Source organism: Bradyrhizobium genomosp. I (2014) (assembly GCF_000261685.1).
Lineage (GTDB): Bacteria > Pseudomonadota > Alphaproteobacteria > Rhizobiales > Xanthobacteraceae > Bradyrhizobium.
The window spans coordinates 1-25,503 of record NZ_AJQE01000203.1 but is presented as its reverse complement, the minus strand read 5'-3'; the positions used below and the strand labels follow the sequence as shown (position 1 = coordinate 25,503).

Genomic DNA, 25,503 nt, shown 5'->3' with positions numbered 1-25,503 from the left:
TCGCAGTTTCGAATACCGACTCCGTGATCAGCGCCTGCTAAGTTTGACAGATCACGTATCCATGTGCGTTCATTTCGGTACACGCCGAGAAGAATGACATCAACAGCCAATAGAGCTGAACGAAGTATGGGTCTGGCGCTTGGCCGGCTGCGACTTCCTTTAGCGCCTCTTCAACAGCACCGCGGCTCAGCGAAGAGGTCACGATGAAGACCCGACGAATTGCATCCGGCGCAAGCCGCACTTGAGCGAATTCGTTCATTAGCTCGTCGGCATCGCCTCGGACAATCCTCTTGATCCGGGTTTTGACTCCGCTACCGCTTACATACTTGTTGTTCCAACCACGAATTTTCGCTTCCATCGATTCCGGCGGAAGGCTCATACGCTGCAAGTTCTTAATTGCTTGGCTCACGGAGATATGGAACGGCCCAGCACCGAGCGATAGTGGACCATGCTTTGCGTGATAAAAGGTAATTCTAGGCGGGCTGCTGGAGTTGTTTAGCCCAATATAGTCCGCCCATTCGTCGCCAAGATCGTCGCACACAAGCACATCGTCCCCGTCCGCAACACTCGCTTCGATCACACCGAAAGTGGAGTCAGCATCAAAGGTGGCCTTTCGCGTCGAAAAGTTACCCTTTTCATCAGTCACTCCGTCTAGGAGCGGATCAGAGCGCAAATGGCGCAACAGGGCTGCGCCACCATCTACAAAGCCTTCGTCGCGGAACAAGGTCCCGTCGATGTAAGCTAAAGAGAGGGCGTCGAACAGCAATATGAACTTATCCTCGCGATCGATGTAGCGTCGGAGCGAGATCCGATTTGGATCGTGACCGAGAGCATACTCTGTACTTTCGACCTCGATGCCGGCAGTGATCGGCAATTGCAAGTCACGCAATGCTACGCGAGCTTGGTTGATTGCAATTGCTCCAACCGAATCAGCACCGTCGAAGATATCCATCCTCTTTCCGTCGCCGCTGACCCTAAACGCACGATCGAGCTCATTTAACGCTGCATCGATTTCATGCTTGGAGAGTTGAGTGAGTCTACCGCTATCTTCATGTACAAGTCTGATTTCGCGATCGACATGGATCGCATCAACAAATCCCGCAACGTCGACGGCAAAACTTGTTGGACGCGCGGTGCCGCCAATACTCGCCAAATCGATAGCGCGGGCTAAGGTACGGAGAAAGCTGGCAGGTGCAGCTCTTCCACCTACCAGCTCGTCAATTACAGATTTCGCGTACTCCACAAGTGCGAGGTGATCGACCCGATCAGACCGCTGCCCTATCCTGCCGGTGCTAGGAGTTGTAGAATAGTGGTCAGTTCCCGACCGGACCGCGTACGCCTGGGGCACATACCGGTTTGCGCCAGCAGGCCCGACAACATTTTGTAGGTCATCGGCTTCGAACGTTTTACTCCTCATCACGTGCTTGGAGACCGACATGTTTCGAAGCCGAATCTTTTCGAACACCGCTCCCTGCCGTGCGACCGCACGATCCACGCGTTCGGCTGATACTCGACCGAGATAGCGGGTGAAAAATCCTGCCGGAAGATCGAGCTTGGATTTAAGAATCGCGAGATGATCGCGATATTCGATCAAAAGAATAAATCCGCAGATTCGTTCTCGGATTCCTGCGTCTTCGGTTAAGAATGAAGGCGAGCGGTCATAGAGGAAGGAGATCGCAGACCAACGCGCGCGCCCAGCTTGGACGCGCCGATGGTAGAATATGTTTTGGGAGGCCGAGGGCTGGCTTGCCCGAACTTGGCGAAAAAGGTCATCCAATGCGGCATTGCTCATCTGCCGCTTAAGAATGTGAAAATTTGCTGTTTTTGCAACGCGAAGAGAGTCGATCATCCATCCCCCGTCGCGTTTCCGCGCGGAAGTACGCCATGTCAATTAAGACGGACCTTCAATATGATCAACTTAAGCGCGAATGCCTCCACGATGCAAATGGAAAGAACATGCCCCCCGCAAAGAAGAGTTAGAAGGCTACTCGATGTCGCGCAGCTCTAGACGGCCTGCTCAATAGCAACGTTAGCCACAAAGTGTCGGCTTATCGACACGTATCCGGTTGATGGGCGTTGAAGGCTATGATCTCTTGACTACGGGGCGACGGCATGCGGAGCGTGCTTGAGGTGCTATGCGACGACAACCCAGTGATCGTTCGATAAAGATTCTGTTCGCTTCTTCGGGGGGCCTATGCGCTTTCCCGGGATGTACAACGCAGCTCGTTCAGCCTCAATCTCGCGCATTACTGGGCGAACTCTGCCACATTCGTGCGGCCTCTCCCGGGGGGCCGAGATTCGATCCCGCGCAATCCGAAGAGTCGCGCAACGACGCAGACAACTTGATCATCCTATGTCCAACGCATCATCGTTTGGTCGATCAGGATCCGACCACTTACACAGCGGATTCGTTGCTTCTCATGAAACGGCGCCATGAGAGCCGCGTCGCAGCATTTCTCAGCTCGGTTGCTGTCGAGCTTACTGACAAGCAGGCTACCGACCTCTCGCGACAGGTGGAGGACGAATCAGTCGACTTCGCAGTTGTCGTCGCGTTGCGGAAGGAATTGGCTGCGCTTAAGCATTATTTTCCTGAGCTGGTACCGATTTCGTCGACATCGGATTCGACCCGCACGTACCTTCGCGGAACGATTCCAACAAGACGCGGCGGCTCGTATCGAGTTGTTGCCACTCTCCTTCATTCGATGGGAAATCTCGATGCCGCACATGCGACATCGGACCTCATCCACAAATGGAAGCCGCGATTTGTACTTGTGAATGGAATTGCTGGTGGAATCTCTAGAAAGGATCAGGGCTTCGGCGATATCGTGGCCTCGAACTCCATTTTCTATTATGAGCTCTCGAAGGTTCGACCCAATCATCAGGAGCATCGAGCTCGGCAATTTCAGGCGGACCCCATCCTCGTGGATGGAATACTGAACTTGACCGACTCAACGTGGCGCGCACATTTGCCTTCAAGGCCCGATGGGAAAAGCGCGAGCGCCATCGAGCCGAGAATTCATGTCGGACCAATTGCCTCTGGAGAGAAGGTGATTGCTTCAAGCGAGGCTGCCCAAGAGCTTCGGTCGTTGCAACGCGATCTCATCGCAATTGAGATGGAGAGTGCAGGAGTCGCTTCTGCGGCATTCAGCGCTGTCAAGAAGGTGGGATTCTTGACGATCCGAGCCATCTGCGACTTCGCCGACGGCAAAAAGAATGACATGTGGCAAGAGTACGCAGCGTATTCCGCGGCTTCGTGCTTGCGAAGCTTCATTGAGTCGCGCCCAGTTTCCCTCTCGGAGGGGGCGTGGCCGAAGTCCGTTGCTTCGGTAGCGGCAACGAAGTCGCGTATTTCGATAGCTCAACGTAAGAAATTGTTCGATGAGCTGTGTACGGCGTTCGATATGGAAGAGTTTAAGAACCTTTGCTTTCTCCTGGGCGTGGACATTGACGAAATTCCCGGCGACCGCAAATCGGCCCGGGTCAGAGAGCTAATTTTACTGTTCGAGCGGCGCGATACGTTGCACGTATTGGAGGAAGCCGTCGATGAAAGGACACGTTAACGGAAAACCTGAGCATTCAGGCTGATGCTTTCGGCGGTGTCCGTAAGCCGTCGATACGCACTGAAATGCATGTCACGGACAGATCGGGCATTGAAACAAGGACTCCAATCGAAGCGGCCAGGACCGAGCGTGAACTCTCGTGACTATCACGAACAATCACCCACTACATGCCCCAGTCTCCGCCTCCTACAGCTCGATCAGAATCTAAAATAACAGCAAACTCAAATAGATAATAGACGCCGCAGGCTCATCCACAATCACCCCTCAGGCGATCCCTCGCCCTCGCAGGCCGACATCCAGATGACGAAGGCGATCATCGACATCGCCAAGCCGCTCGGCATCGCCGTGCACGATCACATCATCGTCGGCAAGGGCGGGCATGCGAGCCTGCGCGGGATGAGGTTGATTTAGACGAGATCAGAATACCTGGTTCTTGGCGACTTTCAGGTGCTCTTCTGCGGCTCTGAATCCGCTCAATGCCTTCAACGTCAGGGCGGTCGGTTGCGGCTTCCATTCGGCAACCAGTTTCTCGGCCTTATCGAGCTCCGGCTTGGACAACATGGAAGCCATCTCGTTCACATTCTTGGCCGGCGCCAGTTGGGAGAGCTTGAAGTACGCATACGACAGGGGCAGATCCCTCGGCGTGTCCTTTCCTGCAGAATACGCACGCGACAGGCTGAAGAGGGCGGCAGGAAGGCCCTGGTCGCCTGCCATCTGCCACCATTTCAGCGCTTCTTCCGAATTCCCTTGCCGGTCATACATGAGAGCGACATCGTGCTGGGCACGCGCGTAACCGGCCTTGGCGGACACGAGCTTGTATTTCAAGGCCTGGTCCGGGTCGGTGGCGACGATGCCCGCGCCTTGCCCGTCATAGTAACAGCCGAGCTTGTAGGCCCCGAGCGGGTCGTTGGCCGCCGCCGATTTCTGAAACCACTCGAAGGCCTGGCCGCGATCCTGCTGCGTGCCGATGCCGTTATTGTACATCATGCCGACATGATATTGCGCCTCGGCATCTCCGCGATTGGCCAACGCTACCATCGCATTGAAGGTGCGGGTATCATTCGCGCTGGCTGGCACCGAGAAAAGCAGAAGGCACGAAAAGGCCAGGGCAACGAATTTCATGTCAGAGCCCGATCGAGTTTGAACAATTCCCTCTTGGTCGCTCAAGGCGGCAGAAAAGTTCGAAATTCGAGAAAATCCCGGAATCAGCGATTCTTGGCCGGTCCGAGCCCGTCCCGTCGGGGCTTCCCGCTCCGTCAGGGCTCGACCCAGCGTTGCACCGCCTCGGCGGTGTCGGCGGGCGTGGTGTTGAAGCAGATCGCGGCATCTGGCGCGAGGCGATGGACGAGGTTGAGCACCTTCTCGAACAGCAGCAGGCGCTCCCCGGGCTCGCGCAGGCCGGCGCCGATCACGATGCAGTCGAAGCTCTCGTCGCGCAAAGCCGCCGTGACGCCGGCTTCGGCTGTCGCGTCGAGATCGATCAGGCAGCTCGTGACATCAAAGCCGAGATCGCGCAGGCGCAACAGCTGCGCCTCGATATAGCCGCGCACGAGCTCCGGCGTGAGCTGCGGAAAAGCGCTGTAGTCCGCATTGCCGGGTTCGATGCCGATCGCGAGGACGCGCTTGGCCATGCAGGACTCCTTGCCGGACCGTCCTGCCGTTAACGGACGGGCGACCGCGCGGGTTCCCTGAACGTTACCGATGATTTCCCGCCAAGGCTGTAAGCCATTTCACATGCGCCGGTCCGGCGACCTGCCAGATTTCGCGAGATCACGCTGCAGTCACGCGCTGATCACGGCGCCCGGTTCTTTCTGGCTTGCACGGAGAGTCGAATATTCAGTCAATTTGCGGGAGCGGAAAATGATCTCATTCGAGAGCTTGAAAAGCGAATATGAGCGGAATTGGGCCGGTCTCGAGATCCGGCCCGGGCGCCTCGCGGAGGCGAATGCGGTTGCCCGCAAGGCCCTCAACGGCAAGGCGACCTATCAGCAGATCGAGCGGTTGACGGGTGTCCCCTGGTACTTCGCCGCGCTCTGCCACTACCGCGAGTCCAACTTCGATTTCGACACGTATCTTGGCAACGGCGAGTCGCTTCATCGCGTGACGACGATCGTTCCGAAGGGGCGCGGACCGTTTGCCACGTTCGTGGACGGCGCCGTGGACGCGTTCAGAATCGAGAACTTCAATGGCGCGCACGATTGGGGTATCGCGCGGATGCTGTTTCGGCTCGAAGCGTTCAACGGCTTCGGCTATCACGCCAAGGGGGTCAATTCGCCCTATCTCTATGGCGGCTCGTCGCTGTACGGCCCGCCGGAGGCAAGGGCGGGAAAATTCGTCCGCGACCATGTGTTCGACTCCAATCACGTCGATTCCCAGCTCGGCACGGCCGTGATCCTGCAAGCGATGATGTCACAGGATTCCTCGATCACGCTCGACGGCGGCCCGCAATTCGCCGGCCGCACCGAGCCCGAGGACGATGCGGCCTCGACGGTCATTCTCATGCAGCAGGCGCTCAACAAGCTCGGCGCCAATCCGCCGCTCGTCGAGGACGGCATCAGCGGAGCCAAGACCAGGGCCGCCGTCTCGCAGTTTCAGCAACAGAACGGCCTGAGGGATACCGGGCTTCTCGACGCGGCCACGGTCGCCGCCATCACGCGCGCGACGCAGTCTGGAGGCCTTGTGCAGACCGGGGACCTGTCCCAGATCCTGAAACGGCTGGAGGATCTCGCACAATTGCTGCGACCGTCGGCCGGCGGCGTGACGCTGCCCGCGACCGTGCCGAGCAACACATTGCCCGCTACGAACGACCCGATCAGCCTGTTCGAACGGCTCTTTTCCCTCATCAACAGGACGGCGCCCATGCCCGGCCCGGTCACCCCGACGAGCCCCGCCCCCGTCGATCAGCTGAAGCAGGTCGTCGACCTGCTCAGCACCCTGCTCAACAAGGACGGCCAGCCCATGCTGGGCCAGGTCAACGGCGCGCTCGGCGAGACCATCGGCAAGCTGCTCAACGGCAAGAAGACCGCGCTCGGTATCGGTGGCTCGGTGCTCACCGCGCTGCTCTCGTCGGTGACGGCAAGCCCCAATGCGGGCGGCCTTGCCGGACTGCTCGGAACGATCGTGTCTGCCGTACCCGGCCTCGGCCAGTTCGCGATGCCGATCTCGCTCGCGCTTACCGTCTGGGGCGTGCTCGGCAAGATGGAGAAATGGGCGCAAGGCACCGCGCCGCCGCCGAAGCCGACGACGTAACCTGCGGCCATCCTTCGAGACGCCCGCCTCCGGCGGGCCCTCAGGATGAGGTCGCGTTACGCGGCGAGATATCAGACCCTCATGGTGAGGAGCCCGCCAAAGCGGGCGTCTCGAACCATGCAGGCCGAGTACGCCCACGGCGCCTACTGCCGCAGCATGATCAGGGGATCGGCTGTGTCGGGAACGCGCCGCCACTGCGCGTTGTCGTCGGCCTCGAACTGCCAGGCCTCGCCTGATTTCGACATCAGGATGATCTGGCCGCGCTCGAGCCGCCATTGCGTCGGGTTGAACTGCGCGATCGTCGCGTCGCATTTCGGCTTGAGGAAGACCTGGAAATTGTCCGAGTCCGCCTCGGTGTTGGTCAGCGTCAGCCCGCACACCGGCTGGCCGTTGCCACGCACCATCGACCAGTCGCCGATCATCTGGTCCATCGACTTGGCCATCGAACGCGCGGCGGCGAGATCCTGCAGAATGTAGACGCCCTCGCCCTGGCGCAGCCCCTCGAAGATGCCGGCCTCGACCTCGGTGAAGTCGATCACGGCTTCGCCGCTCGCATCCTGCAAGCGCACGATGTCGAGGCCCTTCACGCTCCAGGCAACGATATCCCTGGTGAAGGGCAGAGCGGTCTTGCAGGCCGGCTCCAGCTCCAGCCTGAAGCCTTGCGCCGCCGCATCGCTCTTGAGCGTGACGACGCAGGTCTTGCTGCGCTCGGTGGTCGAGAGCTCCCACTGGCCGGGCATCGATTTCTTCAGGGTCGCCGCATCCTGCGCTTGCGCAGCACCGATCGCGGCCAAGCAGGCCGCGACGGCGAATGCAACGACCCGAAGACCACTCATCAGCGCCCCTTGAACGGCGTTTCCGCAACCGGCGTCAGCGGCGCCTTGCCGGCGAACCAGGCCTTCAGATTGTCGACCACGAGCTGGTCCATCGCGTTGCGCGTCACCACCGAGGCCGAACCGATATGCGGCAGCAGCACGACGTTCTGCATGGTCTTGAGCTCGTCAGGCACGTTCGGCTCGGCCGCGAACACGTCGAGGCCGGCGGCGAGAATGGTGCCGGATTTCAGCGCCTGGATCAGCGCCGGCTCGTCGATCACCGAGCCGCGGGCCACGTTGATCAGCACGCCGCGCGGGCCGAGCGCCTTCAGCACCTCGGCATTGATCATCTTGTTGGTGCTGGCGCCGCCCGGAACGATCACCATCAGCGTGTCCACCGCCTTCGCCATCTCGATCAGATCGGGATAGTGCTTGTAGGAGACGTCCTTGGATGGGTTGCGCGAGTGGTAGACCACCGGCACCAGCGAGGCGTCGAGCCGGCGCGCGATGGCCTGGCCGATCCGGCCCATGCCGACGATGCCGACCTTGCGGTCGCGCAACGAGCCGACGCTGAGCGGATAGTTCTGGGTCTGCCAGAGCCCGGAGCGCACATAGCGGTCGGCCTTGATGAACTCGCGCAAGGTGGCGATCAGAAGGCCCATCGCGACGTCGGCGACCTCCTCGGTCAGCACGTCGGGCGTGTTGGTGACGACGATATTGTTCTCGGCCGCGTATTTGGCGTCGATGTGGTCGTAACCAACGCCGAAGCTCGCCACCATCTCGATCTTGGGCAGCTGCGACAGCGAATCCCTGTCCGCGCGCACGGTGTGATAGGTCACCGCGACACCGCGGATCTTGTCGCGGACCGCCGGCGTCAGCCGCTCGAGATCACCGCGCGTCTCCGCCTTGTGCACGACGAAATGATCGGAAAACCCGTTCTCGAGGATCGGCCGCACCGGCCCATAGATCAGAAGGTCGATCTTTTCGGACGAAATCGAACCGGCGGTCATCAGTTTTCCTTTCCAAGCGCGCTCTCATGCCAGCGCCGTAAAACGAGGTGGGAAACTAGCGCCAGCACCCCATAGATGACAATCCCGGCCAGCGACAACAGAAGCAGCGCCGCGAACATGCGGGGTATGTTCAAGCGATAGCCGGACTCGGCGATCCTGTAGGCGAGCCCGGAGCCCGCGCCGGCTGTTCCCGCCGCGATCTCGGCCACGACCGCGCCGATCAGCGACAGGCCGCCGGCGATGCGCAGGCCTCCGAGAATGTAGGGCAGCGCCGCGGGCAGTTTCAGGAAGCGCAGGGTCTGTGGCTTTGATGCGCCATAGAGCTGGAACAGGCCGGCCAGGTTGCGATCGACCGAATTCAGCCCGAGCGTGGTGTTGGACAGCACCGGAAAGAAGGCGACGATGAAGGCGCAGACCACGACCGCGGTCTGCTGTTCCAGATAGATCAGCAGCAGCGGTGCGATCGCGATCACAGGCGTCACCTGCAGGACCACGGCGTAGGGGAACAGCGAATATTCCACCCATTTCGACTGGTTGAACATGAGCGCAAGCGCGATGCCGCCGATGCTGGCGGCGACAAAACCTTCGAGCGTGGTCAGCAGCGTGGCGGCGAGCGATTGTGACAGCACCGCCCAGTCCTTGATCAGCGTCAGGACGATGACGGACGGCGCCGGCAGCACGTAAGGCGGGATCGCCCTGATGCGGACCACCAGTTCCCAAGCGACGAGGCCGGCCGCGAACACGATGACGGGAAGCACGAAGCGCATCGCGCGTTGCGCGCGGGACATTTTTGCGGGCACGGGAGCTTGCGCGCTCATAGCGTCGATCGTCCCGAATAGGACGGCGCCAGCGCGGCCGACACGCTTCGACAATAATCGGAATAGGCGGCCGAGGTGCGAAACTCCTCCCCGCGCGGCTCGACCGTCTCGATGCGGATGTCGGCCTGGATGCGGCCGGGCCGCGCCGTCATGACGACGACGCGCTGCGACAGATAGACGGATTCGAACACCGAATGGGTGACGAAGATGACGGTCTTGCGCAAGGACCGCCAGAGTGCAAGCAGATCGTTGTTGAGGCGGAAGCGGGTGATCTCGTCGAGCGCAGCGAACGGCTCGTCCATCAGGAGAATATCGGGGTCGGTGACGAGCGCACGCGCCAGCGACACACGCATCTTCATGCCGCCGGAGAGCTCGCGCGGAAAGCTATCTGCGAAATCGGCGAGCCCGACGCTCGCCAGCGCCTCGTCGGCGCGCGCGCGCGCGTCCGCTTTCGGCATGCCCGCGAGCCTCAAGGGCAGCCGCACGTTCTCGCGCGCGTTGGCCCAGGGCATCAGCGTCGGCTCCTGAAACACGAAGCCGATGCCGTGACCTGGCTGAACCCGGCGCGGCTGCACCTCGCCCTCGTGCCGCGCCACCCGCACGGTGCCCGATGACGGCGCGCCGAGCCCTGCGATGATGCGCAGCGCCGTCGACTTGCCGCAGCCTGACGGGCCGAGCAACGAGATGAACTCGCCCTTGCGGACAGCGAGGTCGAACGGGCCGAGTGCCATGACACCGTTGTCATACACCTTCGTCACGCCGCGCAGGCTGACGGCGAGGGCCGTCAGGCTGGCCTCGACGGCGGATGACGATGAGCTCGCTACCATCGATCGCCGGCAGTTGTGAGGCTTGGTCGCGCCGCGTCTTTCACCTCTCCCCGCCGAGGAGAGGTGAATGATGCCCACACATCGTGGTCGAACATCCGCATGCGTTACGGCTTGTTCGGGCGCAGCTCGATGCCGACGCCCTTGTTGACGAAGCGCAGCGTGTAGGACTTGCGGAAGTCGAGATCCGCCTTCACGACGCCGGCCTTCACCATCTTGTTGAAGAAGGATGTGTAGCGCTCGTCGCTCATCGCGCCGATGCCGTTCTTGAGGCTGTCGCCGGAATCGACGATGCCGTGTTCCTTCATCTTGGCGACGGAATAGGCGAGCAGATCGTCGGTCATCTCCGGATTGAGCTTCTTGATCATGGCGTTGCCGGCGGAATTGTCGCGATAGATGTAATTGTACCAGCCGATCATGGAGGCATCGACGAAGCGCTGAACCAGATCGGGCTTCTTCTCGACGATGTCGCGGCGGGTCTCGATCAGGGTCGAATAGGTGTTGAAGCCGTAGTCAGCGAGCAGCAGCACGTTGGGCTTGAAGCCCGCCGCCTTCTCCACCGCGAACGGCTCGGAGGTGACGTAGCCCTGCATGGCGCTCTTGGGGTTGGCGATGAAGGGCTGCGGATTGAAATTATAGGGGCGGACGTTCTTCTCGCTGAAGCCGTATTCGGATTTCAGCCACTGGAAGTAGCTGCCCATGCCCTCCTTGGAGACGAACAGCGTCAGCGGCTTGAGGTCCTCGATCTTGGCGACCTTGGCGTCCGGCTGGGTCAGCATCACCTGCGGATCCTTCTGGAAGATCGCGGCGATGGTCACGACGGGAACGTTGTTCGCCACCGCGTCGAACGACATCAGCGTGTTCGCGGCCATGAAGAAATCGATCTTGCCGGCGATCAGCAGCATCCGGTTGTTCTCGTTGGGACCGCCGGGGACGATGGTGACGTCGAGCCCGTATTTCTTGTAGGTGCCGTCGGCGACCGCCTGGAAGAAGCCGCCATGCTCGGCCTCGGCGACCCAATTGGTGCCGAAGGTGACCTTGTCGAGCGTTTCGGCGCGCGCCGGCGCAAGAGTGACGAAAGCGGCCATGAAGCCGGCCGTTAACGCTCGCCGCAAATGAGAGGGGGTCATGATGGCACTCCGTCGATCGCTTCTGGCCCAATCACGTCTGGCTCATGCCAGCCCAACGCGATAGAACCGCAAGATATCAGGGGACGCGAGCCGGCCGGGCCCGCGTCCCCTCATACCCCAAACTACGTGACAAATCCGGGCAAAGAAACCTTGAAGACGCCGCCCCGCGACTGGATCGATATCAACTGGGCCGATGCGGGCACTGCCGACGTGTCGCGCTGGATCGCGGTGCTGCCGCTGGCGGCGACCGAGCAGCACGGACCGCATCTGCCGCTCACGACCGACGTGCTGATCGCGGAGGCGTATCTGGCGCGCGTGCGCGAGCTGTTGCCCCAGAGCATTCCAGCCGGATTTCTCCCGATTGAGCCAATCGGCATTTCCACCGAGCATATCGACTATCCGGGCACGCAGACGCTGCCGACCGATGTGGCGCTGAAGAAATGGACCGGGATCGGCGAGGACGTTGCGCGCCGCGGGGTGAGGAAGCTCGTCATCATCACCAGCCATGGCGGCAACAGCGCGGCGATGATGCTGGTCGCGCAGGACCTACGCGCGCACCAGAAACTGTTCGTGGTGACGACGTCATGGTCGCGGCTGTCGGGCGCGGACAAACTGTTCCCGGCCGATGAGGTGCGCCACGGCATTCACGGCGGCGCGGTCGAGACCTCGATCATGCTGGCGCGCTATCCGGACCAGGTCCGCATGAATGCGATCGCGGATTTTCCCGCGAGCAGCATCGCGATGGAGCAGCAATATCACTGGCTGTCGACGCAGCGCCCCGTGCCGTTCGCCTGGCAGGCGCAGGACCTCAATGTCAGCGGCGCAGTCGGCAATGCCACGCTGGCGCTCCCTGAGAAGGGCGAGCAACTGCTCGATCATGGCGCGCGCTCCTTCTGCGAGCTGCTGACTGAAGTCGATAACTTCGACGTGAACAGGCTCGCCAAGGGACCCCTCGGCTAACCGGCATCCTCCTGGATTCGTTCGGGAAAGATCGAGTCTCCGCGGCCAGATTTCCGGCCTTCGAACCGGACGCGAAGAGCCTCCGTCCAATTGGGCACGCGGACCACAACGGACCGCCTCAAACCCGGATGGAGTTTCATATGTCGATCAAGACCAAGATTGCCGCAGCAGCCCTCGCTGCCCTCACTGTGACCGGCAGCGTCGTGTCCACCACCTCCTCGGCCGAAGCCAAGCAGCCCGCTTGGGTCTGGGGCGTGGGTGCCGGCATCGCCACCGCCGCCGTCGTCGGCTCCGCGATCGCCGCCAGCAACGACCCCTATTACCATGGCTATCACCGCTGCGGCTGGGTCGCCCAGTACAACGCCTTCGGGCAGTACGTCGGCCGCGTTCGCACCTGCTACTGATTCGAGTATCTGAGGCCGATCTCACGTGGATCCTGCGTCCGACACGGGCGCCTCATCCACCCCGTGTCGTGCCCCGGCCCCGCCCGGCTGTCCCCCCGGGCGGGGTCATCCTTTTTGAGGCCTGCCAATTTGTTGCAGTCCCGTCACACAGTGGTGCCAACCATCGTCCACAGCAATGCGCACCAGTTGCTATTGCGAATTAATAGCAATAAAGCTTGTCGCAGGTTCAGGAACTTGAGACGAAGTCGGGTCGAATCGAGATCATCTCGCCCGCTCGCGTGAGTAACGAGACCTGATGACAGAATCGCCGCGACTCGGCAGGGATAGCGCGGCGGGTGGAACACATTCGCGTTTTGGGGGCGTGCGTTTTGGCGTTGAAAGGTCACAGACACCGGTGCTTGCGAACGGCTGCGGCGATTGCCACGGGCGTGCTGGCTTTTCCCAGCAGCGGCCGCGCGGCCGATCTGCCACTGAAGGCGCCGGCCTTGAAAGCGGTCTACGACTGGACCGGCCTCTATATCGGTGCGCATGCCGGCGTCACCCGCGGCACCTCCGCGGCGACGCTGACCGATCCCACGTTCGCAACCGACAACAACGTCTTCACCGGCGCGACGGGCGGCGTTCAGGCCGGCTACAATTGGCGTTTCAATTCGGGCCTGCTGCTCGGCGTCGAAGGCGACATCTCGTTTCCGAACTATCTGCCCTCCAACCACGTCGTATCATCGGCGGGGACCGCGCTGTCGTTCGCGGAGGAACGCTGGGACTATGTCGCGAGCCTGCGCGCGCGGCTCGGCTACGCCAGCGGTGACTGGCTGTTTTACGCGACCGGCGGCGCGGCCTTCGCCGGCGAGCGTTTTCTCTCGACGCCGAACGGCGGCGTTGAAGAAAAGGTGCTGCATACGCGGTTCGGCTGGACCGCCGGTGGCGGTGTCGAATACGCCTTCGCGCCGCACTGGAGCGCGCGGCTCGAATATCTCTACAGCAAGTTCGGCGACGCGAGCGTCAGCTTCCCCTCCGGCGCACAATATTCCTCGTCGATGGACTTCCATAGCCTGCGCATCGGCCTCAATCGCAAGATCGACTGGCCGGGCGTGCCGACCTACGACCCGAAATCCGACGTCACCGACACCGAATCCAGCCGCTGGGAGATTCACGGCCAGTCGACCGTGCTCGGGCAGGGTTATCCGGCCTTCCACGCGCCCTATACCGGACCGAACAGCCTGCTCCCGTCGCCGGATTTTCAGCAGACCTGGAGCAATTCGCTCTATCTGAACGCGCGGCTGTGGGACGGCGGCGAGGTCTATTTCAATCCCGAGCTGCTCCAGGGCTTCGGCTTCAACAACACGACGGGCGCGGCGGGCTTCCCCAATGGCGAAGCGCAGAAGTCCGGCTTCCCCTATCCGCACTTCAACGCCTCGCGCCTGTTCGTGCGCCACACCTTCGGCTTCGGCGGCGAGCAGGAGGAGTTGGCCAGCGGCCAGCTTCAGCTTGCCGGTAAGGTCGACGTCTCGCGCCTGACCTTGCAGGTCGGCAAGTTCTCCGTGGTCGACGTGTTCGACGGCAATGCCTATGCGCACGATCCGCGCAAGGATTTCATGAACTGGTCGATCTGGGCGTCCGGCGCCTTCGACTATGCCGCCGATAAGCTCGGCCTCGGTTATGGCGCCACCGCCGAGTTCAACCAGAAGCAATGGGCGCTGCGCGCCGGCTACTTCCTGATCGGCGCGGAATCGAACTCCAGCAATTTCGACATGAACGTCGGCCGCCGCGGCGAATATGTGATGGAGCTCGAAACGCGTTATTCGCTGTTCGGCCAGCCCGGCAAGCTGCGCACGCTCGGCTTCGTCAACAGCGCCTTTGCGGGCAGCTATCGCGAGACGCTGGACAATCCCGCGTTCGGCGTCGACATCAGCCAGACTCGCCGCGGCCGTATCAAATACGGCTACGCGCTCAACCTCGAACAGGCCATCACCGACGACGTCGGCCTGTTCGGCCGCTGGAGCTGGAACGACGGCCGCAACGAGATCATGGCCTTCACGGACATCGATCGCAGCCTGTCGGGTGGCGTTTCGGTCAAGGGCACGACATGGGGCCGGCCCGACGACGTGGTCGCGATCGCCGGCGCCGTCAACGCCCTGTCGCAGGATCATCGCGACTTCATCGCCGCCGGCGGTCTCGGCCCGCTGATCGGCGATGGCCGGCTCAACTACCGCCGCGAGCGCGTGCTGGAGACCTACTACGCCTACGCGCTGAACAAGGCGCTGACCTTCACCGCCGACTACCAGCTCATCGTCAACCCCGCCTACAACGCCGATCGCGGTCCGGTGTCGGTGTTTTCGGGGCGGCTGCACGGCGAGTTCTGAGCGCGACGCGAGCGCGATGAAATCAGGTCGTAGCCGCCGGTTCGCCTCACCCTCCGGGAGAGGTGTTCCTGTCCTTGGCGCGCATCGATCCAGTCTAATGCGGCTCCTTACGCGGCGCGGATCGCGTCCAGGAACTTGCCGACCTCGGCCTTGAGGCGAGTGCTCTCACCGGACAGCGATTTGGCCGACGTGAGCACATTGGAGGAGGCCGATCCGGTCTGGCTCGCGCCGCGCTGCACGTCGACGATGCTGGCGGAGACCTGCTGGGTGCCGCGCGCGGCCTGCTGCACGTTGCGTGAGATCTCGCGCGTCGCCGCGCCCTGCTCCTCGACCGCCGAGGCGATTGCGGACGCGATCTCGGACATGCGCGTGATGGTGTCGCCGATCGCCTTGATGGCGCCGACGGAGTCCTCGGTCGCCGTCTGGATTCCCGATATCTGCTGACTGATCTCGCCGGTGGCCTTGGCGGTCTGCTCGGCCAGCGCCTTGACCTCGGATGCGACGACGGCAAAGCCGCGTCCGGCCTCGCCGGCGCGCGCCGCCTCGATGGTGGCATTGAGGGCCAGAAGATTGGTCTGGCCCGCGATCTGGCTGATGAGCTCGACGACGTCACCGATCCGGCCCGCGGCCCTGGCGAGCTCACCGACATGGTCGTTGGTCCGCCCCGCCTGCTGCACCGCCTCGCCGGCGATGCGCGCGGAATCCTGGACCTGACGGCTGATCTCGTCGACCGACGAGGCCATCTCCTCGGCCGCCGCAGCGACGGTCTGCACGTTGGTGGAGGCCTGTTCGGAGGCGGCCGCCACGGTCGCGGTGACCTTCTCCGATTGCTCGGCCGTACACGTCAGCGTTCCCGCAGACGCTTCCAGCTCCGAAGAGGCCGACGAGACGGTGTTGACGACGTCACCGATCATGGCTTCGAACTCGCGCGCGATCTGGTCCACGCGCTGGCTGCGCCGGAGCTTTGCTTCGGCTTCGACCGCGGCCGCCTCGTCGGCGGCCTTCTTGGCGCCGAGCGAATCCTTGAAGTGCTGGAGCGAGCCCGCGACCTGGCCGATCTCGTCGTTGCGGCCCGTTGTTGGGATCTCGACCTCGTGCTGTCCGGCGGCGAGCATCCCGATTACGTCGGCGAGCTTCGCAAGCGGCATCACCACGCGCCGGCGCAGCATCATGGTCACGCCACCGAGCGTCCCGAGCAGCGCCAACACGGCGACACCGGCGAGCGCCAGCATCGCCAGCGCGCCGTCGCGCGCGGCCGAGGCGCGCTCGGCTGCTTCCGCCAGCGCGGCGTCGCGCACGCCGTAGAACATCTGGATCGCCGGCACGATCACCTTCGCCAGCTCGTCGGCGGTGCCGCCGTACTTGCCGTCACTCCGGGCTGCAGGAATCTCCTTGTCCACGGCAACCGCGGCTCGTCCGAAATAGGATTCCGTTGCCGCCTTGTGCGCGGCAGCGATGCGGGCGGGATTTCCGAGCTGTTCGATCCCGGCCTCGATGCGCTCGCGATCGGCCTCCACGCGTCCCTGCATGCGGTCCATCAACGACAGCTCGGCCGCGGTGAGCGGACGGCGCGCGGAGAGCGCCGGGGACAGCGTGGCCGCGCGGTTGCCGGCCGATACGCGCAGATCCTGCGCCGTTCGCGCCAGATTCAACAGCGCCGCAAGCGAGGAATCGGCATTGATGACCTTCGCCTCGAGCCGGTTCATGACCGGTTCGATGTTGCCGATGACCTCGGCGATACCGGGCAGGAAGCCCTTTGTCGCGACGCTGTCGCGCGCCGCCAGGGGAACGCCCATCGCGCGACCGGCCGCGGTGGTGATCTCCTTCAGCCGCCGTGCGGCACGGTCGAGATTCTCGGCAATTGCGCCGCCGTCGTCCAGCACCATGACGGCGCGCCTTGCGGCCTCGAAGCCGGCCTCGGCAGCTTTCGCAGCCTTCGTGGCAGCTTCGAGCTGCGCCTGCGTCGCAGCGCCTTCCTGGAAGATCGGTCCGATATAGGGAGCGCGAAGGCTGGCGACGTGCTGGCTGGCCATCAGGGTCGCGCCAAAGGCGTCGACGGTCTTGATCGCGTCGGAGCGGTTGGTGAAGATGCGGGTCTGGGGTATCAGCACCTCGGCGCCAAGGATGACTGCAAATACCGTCACCGTCAGCATCGACAGCGCGAAAAGCTTCCCGATCCGCATCCTGGGTCCCCGAACATATTTCTGCAATGTCGAAAACCTAGCCGGCGGCCACTAAGGGCTCGTTAAGCAACGATCCGTAGTTCCGCGGAGTGTCAGGTCGTCGCGGAGGGCGCCGAGAACGCTGTCCCGCACGGGTTCCCGGAGGTGACGAACGCGCAGAATTGCCGGCACTTCCTCACCGAATACCTATATCAATGGCTTGCGCCGCCATCCGGCCACACTTGCTTACCTCTGGAACGTCAATGCTCTCGCTCGAACTCGTCATCGTCGTCGTCCTGATCGTCATCAACGGCCTGCTCTCCATGTCCGAGCTGGCCGTGGTCTCGTCGCGTCCGGCGCGGCTGTCGCTGCTCGCGGCCAAGGGTGTGCGCGGCGCCGAGCCGGCGCTGATGCTGGCGGCCGATCCCGGCAAGTTCCTTTCGACGGTGCAGATCGGCATCACGCTGGTCGGCGTGCTCTCCGGCGCGTTCTCGGGCGCGACGCTCGGGCAGCGGCTGACGCAATGGCTGCTCGAACTCGGCCTATCCTCAGGGCTTGCCGACATCGTCGGTGTCGGCATCGTGGTCACGCTCATCACCTATGCCACCTTGATCGTCGGCGAGCTGGTGCCGAAGCAGGTCGCGCTACGCGATCCCGAAAGCATCGCCGTTCTGGTCGCGCCCGCGATGCACGCGCTTGCGAAGATATCGCTGCCGCTCGTCTTCCTGCTCGATGTCTCCGGAAAGCTGATCCTCACGCTGCTCGGCCGCGGCGGCAGGGCCGAGGAGAAGGTCTCCGAGGACGAGATCCATCACCTCGTCAGCGAGGCCGAGAGCGCGGGCGTGCTCGAGCCCGGCGAGAAGGAGATGATCGCCGGCGTGATGCGGCTCGGCGATCGGCCGGTCGGCGCGGTCATGACGCCGCGCACGGAGGTCGACGAAATCGACCTGAACGACGATCCGGCCGCCATCCAGGCGATCATCGCCAAGAGCCCGCATTCGCGCTTCCCCGTCTCCGACGGCGATCGCGACACGCCGATCGGCGTGCTCCAGGCCAAGGACCTGCTGATTGCCTATATGAACGAGCGCAACCCCGACCTGCGCGCGCTCGTGCGCGAGACGCCCGGCATCCCGGTATCGGCCGATGCGCGCGACGTGCTGACCATCCTGAAAGCTGCTCCGGTTCACGTCGGCCTCGTCTATGACGAATACGGCGCCTTCGAAGGCATGGTGACGGCCTCCGACATCCTCGAGTCGATCGTCGGCGCCTTCCATTCCGAGGCGGGACCGCCGGAGCCGGCCTATGTCAGGCGCGCCGACTCGTCGCTCCTGATCTCCGGCTGGATGCCGGTCGACGAATTCGGCGAGCTGCTCGGCGTCGAATTGCCGCCGCATCGCTACAACACGGTGGCGGGCCTGGTGCTGCAGCAGTTCAACGCGCTGCCCAACGCTGGCGACGCGTTCGACTTCGGCGGCTGGCACATCGAGGTGGTCGATCTCGACGGGCGCAGGATCGACAAGATCCTGGCAACACGGCGGGGCGAGCAGGCTGCGGCGTGAGCTGAATTCTCCGCCGGCGTACCGGACAGGCGCGAAGCCCTCACCCGAACTTCACGCCGATCCGCTTTTCCTTGCGCCAGACCACGGTGCAGGACAGATGCCTTCCATCGACCTGGACGAACAGGGTGAAATGCTCGGGGATGCCCACCGGGCTGGTGACGTCGAGCGCAGCGCCGGTATCCGAGAGATTGCGAACAGTGCAGTCGATCGCGCCGCCACCGAACTCGATGGTTCCGGCCTTCAGCACGCGATGCCTCGCCTTGCTACGTCGCTCGTCCATAGGCGCAATTTACGCCCAAAGTTGAATCAAGCGTTAAGCCTACGCTCCGCTCGCGACTAATTTACGGCCTCCGTACCTGCCTGCCGCGGCCGGCATCTCACGGCGCCGGCTGGAAAGTCTCCGCCCGCGCCATCTTCCAGGCGTCGCGGAAGCGCGAATCTTCCGTACCCTCGAGCAACTCGCCGGGCCGCAGCGCCGGGTAAAGCTGCGCGAAGGACTTCACCTGGGTCGTCGACGTCCGTTGGCTGAAATGGATCGGGCGCAGTTGCTGCGGATGGGTCAGGCCGGCGGCGGCGATCAGCTCGGTCAGCGAATGCAGCGTCGCATGGTGATAGTTGTGCACACGGTCGATCTTGAGCGGCACGTAGAGCGCGCGCGCCCGCGTCGGGTCCTGCGTCGCCACACCGGTCGGGCAGCGGTCGGTGTGGCAGCTCAGCGACTGGATGCAGCCGAGCGAGAACATGAAGCCGCGCGCCGAATTGCACCAGTCGGCGCCAATCGCCATCGCGCGCGCCATGTCGAAGGCGGTGGCGATCTTGCCGGAAGCGCCGATCTTGATGCGGTCGCGCGCATTGATCCCGACCAGCGCGTTGTGAACGAAATTGACGCCTTCGCGCATCGGCATGCCGAGATGATCCATGAATTCCAGCGGCGCGGCGCCGGTGCCGCCCTCATTGCCGTCGACGACGACGAAATCCGGATAGATGCCGGTCTGAAGCATCGCCTTGCAGATCGCCAGGAATTCCCAGGGATGGCCGATGCACAGCTTGAAGCCGGCCGGCTTGCCGCCGGACAGGCGGCGCATCTCGGCGATGAACTGCATCATGCCCACAGGCGTGGAGAAGGCACGGTGCGAGGCCGGCGAGATGCAGTCCTCGCCCATGGCCACGCCGCGGATCTTGGAGATCTCCTCCGAGACCTTGGCCGCCGGCAGCACGCCGCCATGGCCCGGCTTGGCGCCCTGGCTGATCTTGAGCTCGACCATCTTGATCTGGTCTTCGCAGGCGACGCGCGCGAACGCTTCGGGATCGAAGGTGCCGTCGATATGACGGCAACCGAAATAGCCGGAGCCGATCTCCCAGATGATGTCGCCGCCCATCTCGCGGTGATATGGGCTGACGCCGCCCTCGCCGGTGTCGTGCGCGAAGCCGCCCTTCCTGGCACCGGCATTCAGCGCCCGCACCGCATTCGGGCTGAGCGCGCCAAAGCTCATCGCCGAGATGTTGAACACCGAGGCCGAATAGGGTTTTGCGCAATCCGGCCCACCGATCACGACACGGAATTTTTCCTTGGCATGTGCCGTCGGCGAGACCGAGTGATGCATCCACTCGTAACCCTCGCGGTAGACGTCCTCCTGGGTGCCGAACGGGCGCTTGTCGAGCTCCATCTTGGCGCGCTGATAGACCACCGCGCGGGTGTCGCGCGAGAACGGCATGCCGTCCTTCTCGCTCTCGAAGAAATACTGCCGCATCTCCGGCCTGATTTCCTCGAGCAGGAAGCGGATATGCGCGGAGATCGGGTAGTTGCGCAGCACCGCATGGCTCTTCTGCAGGAGATCGCGGACACCGAGCAGGGTCAGCGCGCCGAAGATCAGGATCGGGACCAGCAGGATGTCGAAGATCTTGCGGTCGGCGATGCCGATGCCGATCAGGAGCGCGGTGACCACCGCGCAGATCGTCAGCACGATGAAGCGCGGCGAGAAGGGCAGCAGCAAGGTTTCCATGATCCCCTCTTCCGCCAGCGGCAGGCGTTTGGGGGATTGCTGCGTCTTGTTGTCGTCGGCCACGATTCCCATCCTCTCGCCAGCATGAGGCGGTACGATACGCCCTCGCCTGTCATACGGATATGACGCGGCCCTTGTTTCAGGCTAGCGAATTTGGTCGAGACAAATCAATCAGCCGAGAGGATAGATTTTGCAGCGCAACAAAGCCTGCCGAATTTCCCACAGCGGCCGCAAACTAGCTATGTCCCGGGCAAGCGCCAGCGCAGACCCGGGACGCAGAAGGCAACAGCACACGCTATGGCGAAATGGGCCCCGGTTCTGCAGCGCATCGCCGAAAAGGCGCATGCACTGCGTCCGGGGGCACGAGAGCGTGGCTCGAGCTCAGCGCTCGACGAACGCCTTCTCGATCACGAAATGGCCGGGCTTGTTGCCGGAGCCCTCGACGAAGTCGCGGCTCTCGAACATCGCCTTCAGCTCTTCGAGCATCGCCGGGCTGCCGCACATCATGATGCGGTCGGTTTCGATGTCGAGCGGGCCTTGGCCGATGTCGTTGAAGATCTGCTCGGAGCTGATGAGATCGGTAATGCGGCCGCGGTTCTTGAACGGCTCGCGGGTCACGGTCGGATAATAGACGAGCTTGTCCGCGAGCAGCTCGCCGAACAGCTCATCCTCGCGCAGGGTCGCGACGAGCTTCTCGCCATAGGCGAGCTCGGAGACCTGGCGGCAGCCATGCACCAGCACGATGCTCTCGAACTGATCGTAGACCTCGGGGTCCTTGATCAGGCTCGCAAAGGGCGCAAGGCCGGTGCCGGTCGAGAGCAGCATCAGCCGCTTGCCCGGAAGCAGGTTGTCGGTGATCAGCGTGCCGGTCGCCTTGCGGCCGACCAGGATGGTGTCGCCTTCCTTGATCTTCTGGAGACGCGAGGTGAGCGGGCCGTCCTGAACCTTGATCGAGAAGAATTCGAGCTCTTCCTCGTGGTTGGCGCTCGCCATGCTGTAGGCGCGCAGCAGCGGACGACCGTCGACCTCGAGGCCTATCATGGCGAACTGGCCGTTCTGGAAGCGGAAGCCGGTGTCGCGGGTGGCACGGAAGCTGAACAGCGTGTCGGTCCAGTGCTGGACGGAAAGAACCTTCTCTCGGTAAAACGCGCTCATGATTTTCGATATTCCGAATAATTGCGGTTTTAGGGCAAAAGCGCTGCCCGGCCCTGAAAACGGGGCGGACACCATCTGCCATGGCGGAGGATTTCGCGTGTGTGATCTACGCCATTGAGACCAATAATCAACCTCGTTCCGGATGCAATTGATGCCGGTCAAACCGGCATTTGCGGCAGAACCGGTCACATGATCGATGAATCTGCTGCCGGGGAGGTGCGGAAGGCAATTTCCTTCCCCTCCGATGCCTGGTTTGAGCACTTAATTTCCGTCGCACTCGCGAGAATTTCATTAAGAATAGTTCTGATTTTCATCCCGATTGGCGCCGATTCCCGCATTTTTGCGGCTGTTGCGACAGGAACGACGAAGGACCATGGCAAGCGGCGAGCGAATCTTCGTTCAGGCAATCCGGCGCTATTGCGCCGACCGCGGCATCGCAGTCGACGTCCGCGCCAGTGGCTGGCTGATCGCAATGAACAGGGGCGAGATACGCCGCTTCGCCTTCGGCTACGACATCGGCCTCAACAGCGCCATCGCCCACCGCCTCGCCAACGACAAATCGGCCACCGCCGAGGCGCTGGCGCTGGCGGGCGTGCCATGCGTTCCCCATCACCTCTTCCTCAACCCGAGCATGGGCGTGCACGTCGCCGGTGCCGATTGGCGCCAGGGCATGCTGGCACTGCTTGCCCAGAATCCGCAAGGCGTGGTGGTGAAGCCGAACGAGGGCACGTCCGGACGCGCGGTGTTCAAGGCGACGAACAGCGACGAGCTCGACCGCGCCGTCACCGAGATCTTCTCGTCCAGCCTTGGGCTGGTGATCTCACCCTATGTCGAGATCGAGGAGGAGGTCCGCGTGATCGCGCTCGATGGCAAGCCGATGATCGTCTACCGCAAGGAACGGCCGTCGGTCGTCGGCGATGGCGTCCGGACGTTGCGTGAGCTGGCGAGCGCGGCGGGACAGGACAGGCATCTGCGCGAACTCGCGGCGCGCGAACTGAACGCCATCGTCCCCAGAGGCGAACGGCGCCTCCTGACCTGGCGACACAATCTCGACGCCGGCGCAAAGCCCATCCTCCTTGACGAGGGCGAGGTTCGCGCGGTCTGCGCAAAGCTCGCAATCGACGCCGCAAGCTTCATCGGCATCACCTTCGCCTCGATCGACGTGATCCGGGTCGATGGCATCTGGCGCGTGCTCGAGATCAATTCCGGCGTGATGATGGAGGCTCTCGGACGGCTCCATCCCGAACTGGTCCGGGCGACCTATGACGCGGCGCTGGATCGCATTTTCGAGACGGGGCACTGAGCCGCCGGTGCCGGGGCCGCCATATCGTGCGTGAACCGCCTCCGCCGAAAAAAACGAGGCCCGGAATACCGAGCCTTGTCACCATAGCAACTGCGTGGGGGTTTCAGGGAGAAGCCGCTAGGCTCGAAGACGCTGTCGCAAATCCTGGTCGTGTCGGTTGCGCCAGCGCAGACAGCGATGACATGCCCCGACATCGCAGGACCGTGCCGACCTCGGAGGGAGCCGAGCTTGCGGAAGGCGCGCTTACACCGGCGTTTCATGATGTCGCAGATATCACAGCGACGCAACACGCTTTGCGTGTGGTCGCGTTTTCAGGATGTTCCCGTTGTGCAATGGAACGCAGCGATCTAGCCTTCATGCAGCGCACAAGGCATGCGGCCTGCACGTTTTATTTGCGGGGGCTGCATCGACAATCGTCAAGACCGTCAAAGAGGGAAACGCCATGAGCGGACATGTCAATCGCCAGATTCTTCTGGTCGAAAAGCCCAGCGGCAAGCTCGGTCCCGAGCATTTCAGGATGATCGAGAGCGCAATGCCGGAACTAAGAGACGGCGAGGCCCTGCTGCGCGTGCGATACATCTCGCTCGATGCCGCCAACCGCGCCTGGATGCACGGCGCGACCTATCGTTCCGCCGTCGAAGCCAACAGCGTGATGGCCGGCGGCGCCATCGCCGAGGTCGTCAGCTCGAAGGCAATGGGGCTTGCGGCGGGCGATATCGTGTTCGGTGACACCGGCTGGCAGGAATTTGCCGCGGTGCCGGCAAAGCATCTCACAAAAATGCCGAAGCTCGAGCCGATGACGCATCTGCTCAGCGTGTTCGGCATCGCCGGCCTCACCGCCTATTTCGGCCTGCTCGAGATCGGCAAGCCCCGCGAGGGCGAGACGGTCGTGGTCTCCGCGGCGGCCGGCTCGGTCGGCTCGATCGTCGGGCAGATCGCCAAGATCAAGGGATGCCATGTGGTCGGCATTGCCGGCGGCGCCGACAAATGCAACTGGCTGACCTCCGAGCTCGGCTTCGATGAGGCCGTCGACTACAAGGATGGCGCGGTGTTCAAGGCGCTGCGCGCGGCCGCGCCGAAGGGGATCGACGTTTATTTCGACAATGTCGGCGGCGACATTCTGGAAGCCTGCCTGCCGCAGATGAACAACTACGGCCGCATCGCCTGCTGCGGCGCGATCTCGCAATATGACGGCGCGCCTGCCGCGCACGGCCCGCGCGGCGTGCCAGGGCTGATCGTGGTGAAGCGGCTGACCATGCAGGGCTTCATCGTGATGGACTACATGAAGGAGAGCCAGCGCGCGCTCGCCGACCTGCAGGCCTGGGTCAAGTCCGGCAAGCTGAAGGTGCAGGAGGACATCATCGACGGCCTCGAGAATACGCCGAAAGCACTGATCGGATTGCTCGCGGGCGAGAACCGCGGCAAGCGCATGGTGAAACTCTAGCGCCGGCACTCCGTCGTCTTTGGCCACAATCCGCTTGCGATGGCGGACAAAGCGGCCAATGATGCCGTGCATCGCCCGGCTCGCAACGATTGCAATCGCATCACCTTTTTAGGAGCGTCGAACGGCGGTTCGAGCGCTCGATCCATAGGGCAGGAAGTCATCCAGATGTTCGCGATATTGAAGCATGGCTCCACACGCAGCACGTTGCTGGCGGCAGTGCTGTTCGCAACCGCAACACCGATCTTTGCGCAGGCGCCGACCGACGCGCAGAAGAGCGCGATCCGGTCCGCGTGCCGCTCGGATTTCATGGCGCACTGCTCGAGCGTGACGCCGGGCGGCGTGGAGGCGTATCAATGTCTGAAGAAGAACGTTTCGAGCCTGTCATCGGGATGCCAGACCGCGGTTCGCGCCGTCGAGCCCGCCGCAGATCCGAAGACCGAGGTCGCTCCGGCCGCGCCTAAAACCGAAGCTGCACCCAAGGTCGAACCGACGCCCGCTGCGCCGAAGGTCCAGGCGGCGCCTGTCCCTTCCCCCGCCGAGCCTGCCAAGCCCGCCGCGCCGGCGGCGGCGCCAAAGGCTGCTCCCGCCAAACAATCGAGCAGTGCGCAGGTCTCCGCCATCAAGAGCGCCTGCCGGTCCGACTATCCGAAAGTCTGCGCCAGCGTGCCGCCGGGCGGCGCCCCCGCGCTCGAATGCCTGGAGAAGAACAAGGCAAGGGTCTCGCCGTCCTGCCAAAGCGCGCTG

Annotated in this window: 21 protein-coding genes and 1 pseudogene; 10 read left to right on the top strand and 12 right to left on the bottom strand. The window is 63.0% G+C overall.

Annotation, left to right across the window (positions count from 1 at the left end):
- Positions 1 to 37 precede the first annotated feature (37 nt).
- Positions 38 to 1,849 carry a hypothetical protein gene (locus IC50_RS43150; RefSeq protein ID WP_011082908.1) on the bottom strand — a complete coding sequence of 604 codons (1,812 nt, stop codon included), beginning with the start codon at positions 1,847 to 1,849 and terminating at the stop codon, positions 38 to 40.
- Positions 1,850 to 2,135: 286 nt separating this feature from the next.
- On the opposite strand from IC50_RS43150, the gene IC50_RS39200 reads away from it, so the two are divergent.
- The gene (locus IC50_RS39200; RefSeq protein WP_011082909.1) at positions 2,136 to 3,560 is read left to right on the top strand and encodes a phosphorylase family protein; all 1,425 of its coding nucleotides are present in this window, start codon (positions 2,136 to 2,138) and stop codon (positions 3,558 to 3,560) included.
- Positions 3,561 to 3,806: 246 nt separating this feature from the next.
- Positions 3,807 to 3,971 (top strand): annotated as a pseudogene (locus IC50_RS39195) (JAB domain-containing protein); the annotation flags it as partial.
- 6 nt (positions 3,972 to 3,977) lie between these two features.
- Here IC50_RS39195 and IC50_RS19510 read toward each other — a convergent pair.
- A complete protein-coding gene (locus tag IC50_RS19510; protein ID WP_035708383.1) occupies positions 3,978 to 4,682 on the bottom strand; it encodes a tetratricopeptide repeat protein in 705 nt (234 codons plus the stop codon).
- A 134-nt stretch (positions 4,683 to 4,816) separates the two neighbouring features.
- Positions 4,817 to 5,191, bottom strand: coding sequence for a hypothetical protein (locus IC50_RS19505; RefSeq protein ID WP_035708381.1), 375 nt, complete (start codon positions 5,189 to 5,191; stop codon positions 4,817 to 4,819).
- Positions 5,192 to 5,420: 229 nt separating this feature from the next.
- Here IC50_RS19505 and IC50_RS19500 point away from each other — a divergent pair, with 229 nt between their 5' ends.
- Positions 5,421 to 6,809 (top strand): peptidoglycan-binding protein, encoded by a 1,389-nt coding sequence (locus tag IC50_RS19500; RefSeq protein ID WP_035708380.1) that lies wholly within the window; start codon positions 5,421 to 5,423, stop codon positions 6,807 to 6,809.
- A 143-nt stretch (positions 6,810 to 6,952) separates the two neighbouring features.
- Here the strand turns inward: IC50_RS19500 and IC50_RS19495 are convergent, their stop codons facing one another.
- The 5 genes from IC50_RS19495 to IC50_RS19475 all read right to left on the bottom strand — a co-directional run bounded on the left by IC50_RS19495 (position 6,953) and on the right by IC50_RS19475 (position 11,406).
- Positions 6,953 to 7,645 (bottom strand): AprI/Inh family metalloprotease inhibitor, encoded by a 693-nt coding sequence (locus IC50_RS19495; protein ID WP_035708378.1) that lies wholly within the window; start codon positions 7,643 to 7,645, stop codon positions 6,953 to 6,955.
- On the bottom strand, positions 7,645 to 8,634 hold the full coding sequence (locus tag IC50_RS19490) for a 2-hydroxyacid dehydrogenase (RefSeq protein WP_035708376.1): 990 nt from the start codon (positions 8,632 to 8,634) through the stop codon (positions 7,645 to 7,647). The genes IC50_RS19495 and IC50_RS19490 overlap by 1 nt, the downstream gene beginning before the upstream one ends.
- The gene (locus tag IC50_RS19485) at positions 8,634 to 9,452 is read right to left on the bottom strand and encodes an ABC transporter permease (protein WP_035708375.1); all 819 of its coding nucleotides are present in this window, start codon (positions 9,450 to 9,452) and stop codon (positions 8,634 to 8,636) included. The genes IC50_RS19490 and IC50_RS19485 overlap by 1 nt, the downstream gene beginning before the upstream one ends.
- The gene (locus tag IC50_RS19480; protein WP_035708372.1) at positions 9,449 to 10,279 is read right to left on the bottom strand and encodes an ABC transporter ATP-binding protein; all 831 of its coding nucleotides are present in this window, start codon (positions 10,277 to 10,279) and stop codon (positions 9,449 to 9,451) included. The genes IC50_RS19485 and IC50_RS19480 overlap by 4 nt, the downstream gene beginning before the upstream one ends.
- Before the next feature lie 104 nt (positions 10,280 to 10,383).
- On the bottom strand, positions 10,384 to 11,406 hold the full coding sequence (locus IC50_RS19475) for an ABC transporter substrate-binding protein (protein WP_035708369.1): 1,023 nt from the start codon (positions 11,404 to 11,406) through the stop codon (positions 10,384 to 10,386).
- Positions 11,407 to 11,556: 150 nt separating this feature from the next.
- Here IC50_RS19475 and IC50_RS19470 point away from each other — a divergent pair, with 150 nt between their 5' ends.
- The 3 genes from IC50_RS19470 to IC50_RS19460 all read left to right on the top strand — a co-directional run bounded on the left by IC50_RS19470 (position 11,557) and on the right by IC50_RS19460 (position 15,133).
- A complete protein-coding gene (locus IC50_RS19470) occupies positions 11,557 to 12,366 on the top strand; it encodes a creatininase family protein (RefSeq protein ID WP_035708367.1) in 810 nt (269 codons plus the stop codon).
- A 140-nt stretch (positions 12,367 to 12,506) separates the two neighbouring features.
- Positions 12,507 to 12,770, top strand: coding sequence for a hypothetical protein (locus tag IC50_RS19465; RefSeq protein WP_035708392.1), 264 nt, complete (start codon positions 12,507 to 12,509; stop codon positions 12,768 to 12,770).
- Positions 12,771 to 13,168: 398 nt separating this feature from the next.
- Positions 13,169 to 15,133: a carbohydrate porin gene (locus tag IC50_RS19460; protein ID WP_050991039.1), complete on the top strand. Its 1,965-nt coding sequence runs from the start codon at positions 13,169 to 13,171 to the stop codon at positions 15,131 to 15,133.
- Between the two features lie 107 nt (positions 15,134 to 15,240).
- Here IC50_RS19460 and IC50_RS19455 read toward each other — a convergent pair whose 3' ends face one another.
- Positions 15,241 to 17,316: a methyl-accepting chemotaxis protein gene (locus tag IC50_RS19455; protein ID WP_035708360.1), complete on the bottom strand. Its 2,076-nt coding sequence runs from the start codon at positions 17,314 to 17,316 to the stop codon at positions 15,241 to 15,243.
- A gap of 242 nt (positions 17,317 to 17,558) precedes the next feature.
- Here IC50_RS19455 and IC50_RS19450 point away from each other — a divergent pair, with 242 nt between their 5' ends.
- Positions 17,559 to 18,854, top strand: a complete 1,296-nt coding sequence (locus tag IC50_RS19450; RefSeq protein WP_035708357.1) for a hemolysin family protein — start codon at positions 17,559 to 17,561, stop codon at positions 18,852 to 18,854.
- Between the two features lie 40 nt (positions 18,855 to 18,894).
- Here the strand turns inward: IC50_RS19450 and IC50_RS19445 are convergent, their stop codons facing one another.
- The 3 genes from IC50_RS19445 to IC50_RS19435 all read right to left on the bottom strand — a co-directional run bounded on the left by IC50_RS19445 (position 18,895) and on the right by IC50_RS19435 (position 22,012).
- Positions 18,895 to 19,134 (bottom strand): PilZ domain-containing protein, encoded by a 240-nt coding sequence (locus IC50_RS19445; RefSeq protein ID WP_035708354.1) that lies wholly within the window; start codon positions 19,132 to 19,134, stop codon positions 18,895 to 18,897.
- 97 nt (positions 19,135 to 19,231) lie between these two features.
- A complete protein-coding gene (locus IC50_RS19440) occupies positions 19,232 to 20,929 on the bottom strand; it encodes an FMN-binding glutamate synthase family protein (RefSeq protein ID WP_193374138.1) in 1,698 nt (565 codons plus the stop codon).
- Positions 20,930 to 21,238: 309 nt separating this feature from the next.
- Complete coding sequence (locus tag IC50_RS19435; RefSeq protein ID WP_035708352.1) at positions 21,239 to 22,012, bottom strand: ferredoxin--NADP reductase; 774 nt, start codon at positions 22,010 to 22,012, stop codon at positions 21,239 to 21,241.
- A 373-nt stretch (positions 22,013 to 22,385) separates the two neighbouring features.
- Here IC50_RS19435 and IC50_RS19430 point away from each other — a divergent pair, with 373 nt between their 5' ends.
- The 3 genes from IC50_RS19430 to IC50_RS19420 form a co-directional block, all read left to right on the top strand.
- The gene (locus IC50_RS19430) at positions 22,386 to 23,315 is read left to right on the top strand and encodes an ATP-grasp domain-containing protein (protein WP_035708350.1); all 930 of its coding nucleotides are present in this window, start codon (positions 22,386 to 22,388) and stop codon (positions 23,313 to 23,315) included.
- Positions 23,316 to 23,757: 442 nt separating this feature from the next.
- Positions 23,758 to 24,759: an NADP-dependent oxidoreductase gene (locus tag IC50_RS19425; protein WP_035708346.1), complete on the top strand. Its 1,002-nt coding sequence runs from the start codon at positions 23,758 to 23,760 to the stop codon at positions 24,757 to 24,759.
- Between the two features lie 165 nt (positions 24,760 to 24,924).
- A partial coding sequence (locus IC50_RS19420) for a cysteine rich repeat-containing protein (RefSeq protein WP_035708388.1) occupies positions 24,925 to 25,503 on the top strand: 579 nt, incomplete at its 3' end.

Coding starts and splice junctions, on each gene's coding strand:
- IC50_RS43150 (WP_011082908.1), bottom strand. CDS start 1,849: ATGATCGACTCTCTTCGCGTTGCAAAAACAGCAAATTTTCACATTCTT.
- IC50_RS39200 (WP_011082909.1), top strand. CDS start 2,136: ATGCGACGACAACCCAGTGATCGTTCGATAAAGATTCTGTTCGCTTCT.
- IC50_RS19510 (WP_035708383.1), bottom strand. CDS start 4,682: ATGAAATTCGTTGCCCTGGCCTTTTCGTGCCTTCTGCTTTTCTCGGTG.
- IC50_RS19505 (WP_035708381.1), bottom strand. CDS start 5,191: ATGGCCAAGCGCGTCCTCGCGATCGGCATCGAACCCGGCAATGCGGAC.
- IC50_RS19500 (WP_035708380.1), top strand. CDS start 5,421: ATGATCTCATTCGAGAGCTTGAAAAGCGAATATGAGCGGAATTGGGCC.
- IC50_RS19495 (WP_035708378.1), bottom strand. CDS start 7,645: ATGAGTGGTCTTCGGGTCGTTGCATTCGCCGTCGCGGCCTGCTTGGCC.
- IC50_RS19490 (WP_035708376.1), bottom strand. CDS start 8,634: ATGACCGCCGGTTCGATTTCGTCCGAAAAGATCGACCTTCTGATCTAT.
- IC50_RS19485 (WP_035708375.1), bottom strand. CDS start 9,452: ATGAGCGCGCAAGCTCCCGTGCCCGCAAAAATGTCCCGCGCGCAACGC.
- IC50_RS19480 (WP_035708372.1), bottom strand. CDS start 10,279: ATGGTAGCGAGCTCATCGTCATCCGCCGTCGAGGCCAGCCTGACGGCC.
- IC50_RS19475 (WP_035708369.1), bottom strand. CDS start 11,406: ATGACCCCCTCTCATTTGCGGCGAGCGTTAACGGCCGGCTTCATGGCC.
- IC50_RS19465 (WP_035708392.1), top strand. CDS start 12,507: ATGTCGATCAAGACCAAGATTGCCGCAGCAGCCCTCGCTGCCCTCACT.
- IC50_RS19455 (WP_035708360.1), bottom strand. CDS start 17,316: ATGCGGATCGGGAAGCTTTTCGCGCTGTCGATGCTGACGGTGACGGTA.
- IC50_RS19450 (WP_035708357.1), top strand. CDS start 17,559: ATGCTCTCGCTCGAACTCGTCATCGTCGTCGTCCTGATCGTCATCAAC.
- IC50_RS19445 (WP_035708354.1), bottom strand. CDS start 19,134: ATGGACGAGCGACGTAGCAAGGCGAGGCATCGCGTGCTGAAGGCCGGA.
- IC50_RS19440 (WP_193374138.1), bottom strand. CDS start 20,929: ATGGGAATCGTGGCCGACGACAACAAGACGCAGCAATCCCCCAAACGC.
- IC50_RS19435 (WP_035708352.1), bottom strand. CDS start 22,012: ATGAGCGCGTTTTACCGAGAGAAGGTTCTTTCCGTCCAGCACTGGACC.
- IC50_RS19430 (WP_035708350.1), top strand. CDS start 22,386: ATGGCAAGCGGCGAGCGAATCTTCGTTCAGGCAATCCGGCGCTATTGC.
- IC50_RS19425 (WP_035708346.1), top strand. CDS start 23,758: ATGAGCGGACATGTCAATCGCCAGATTCTTCTGGTCGAAAAGCCCAGC.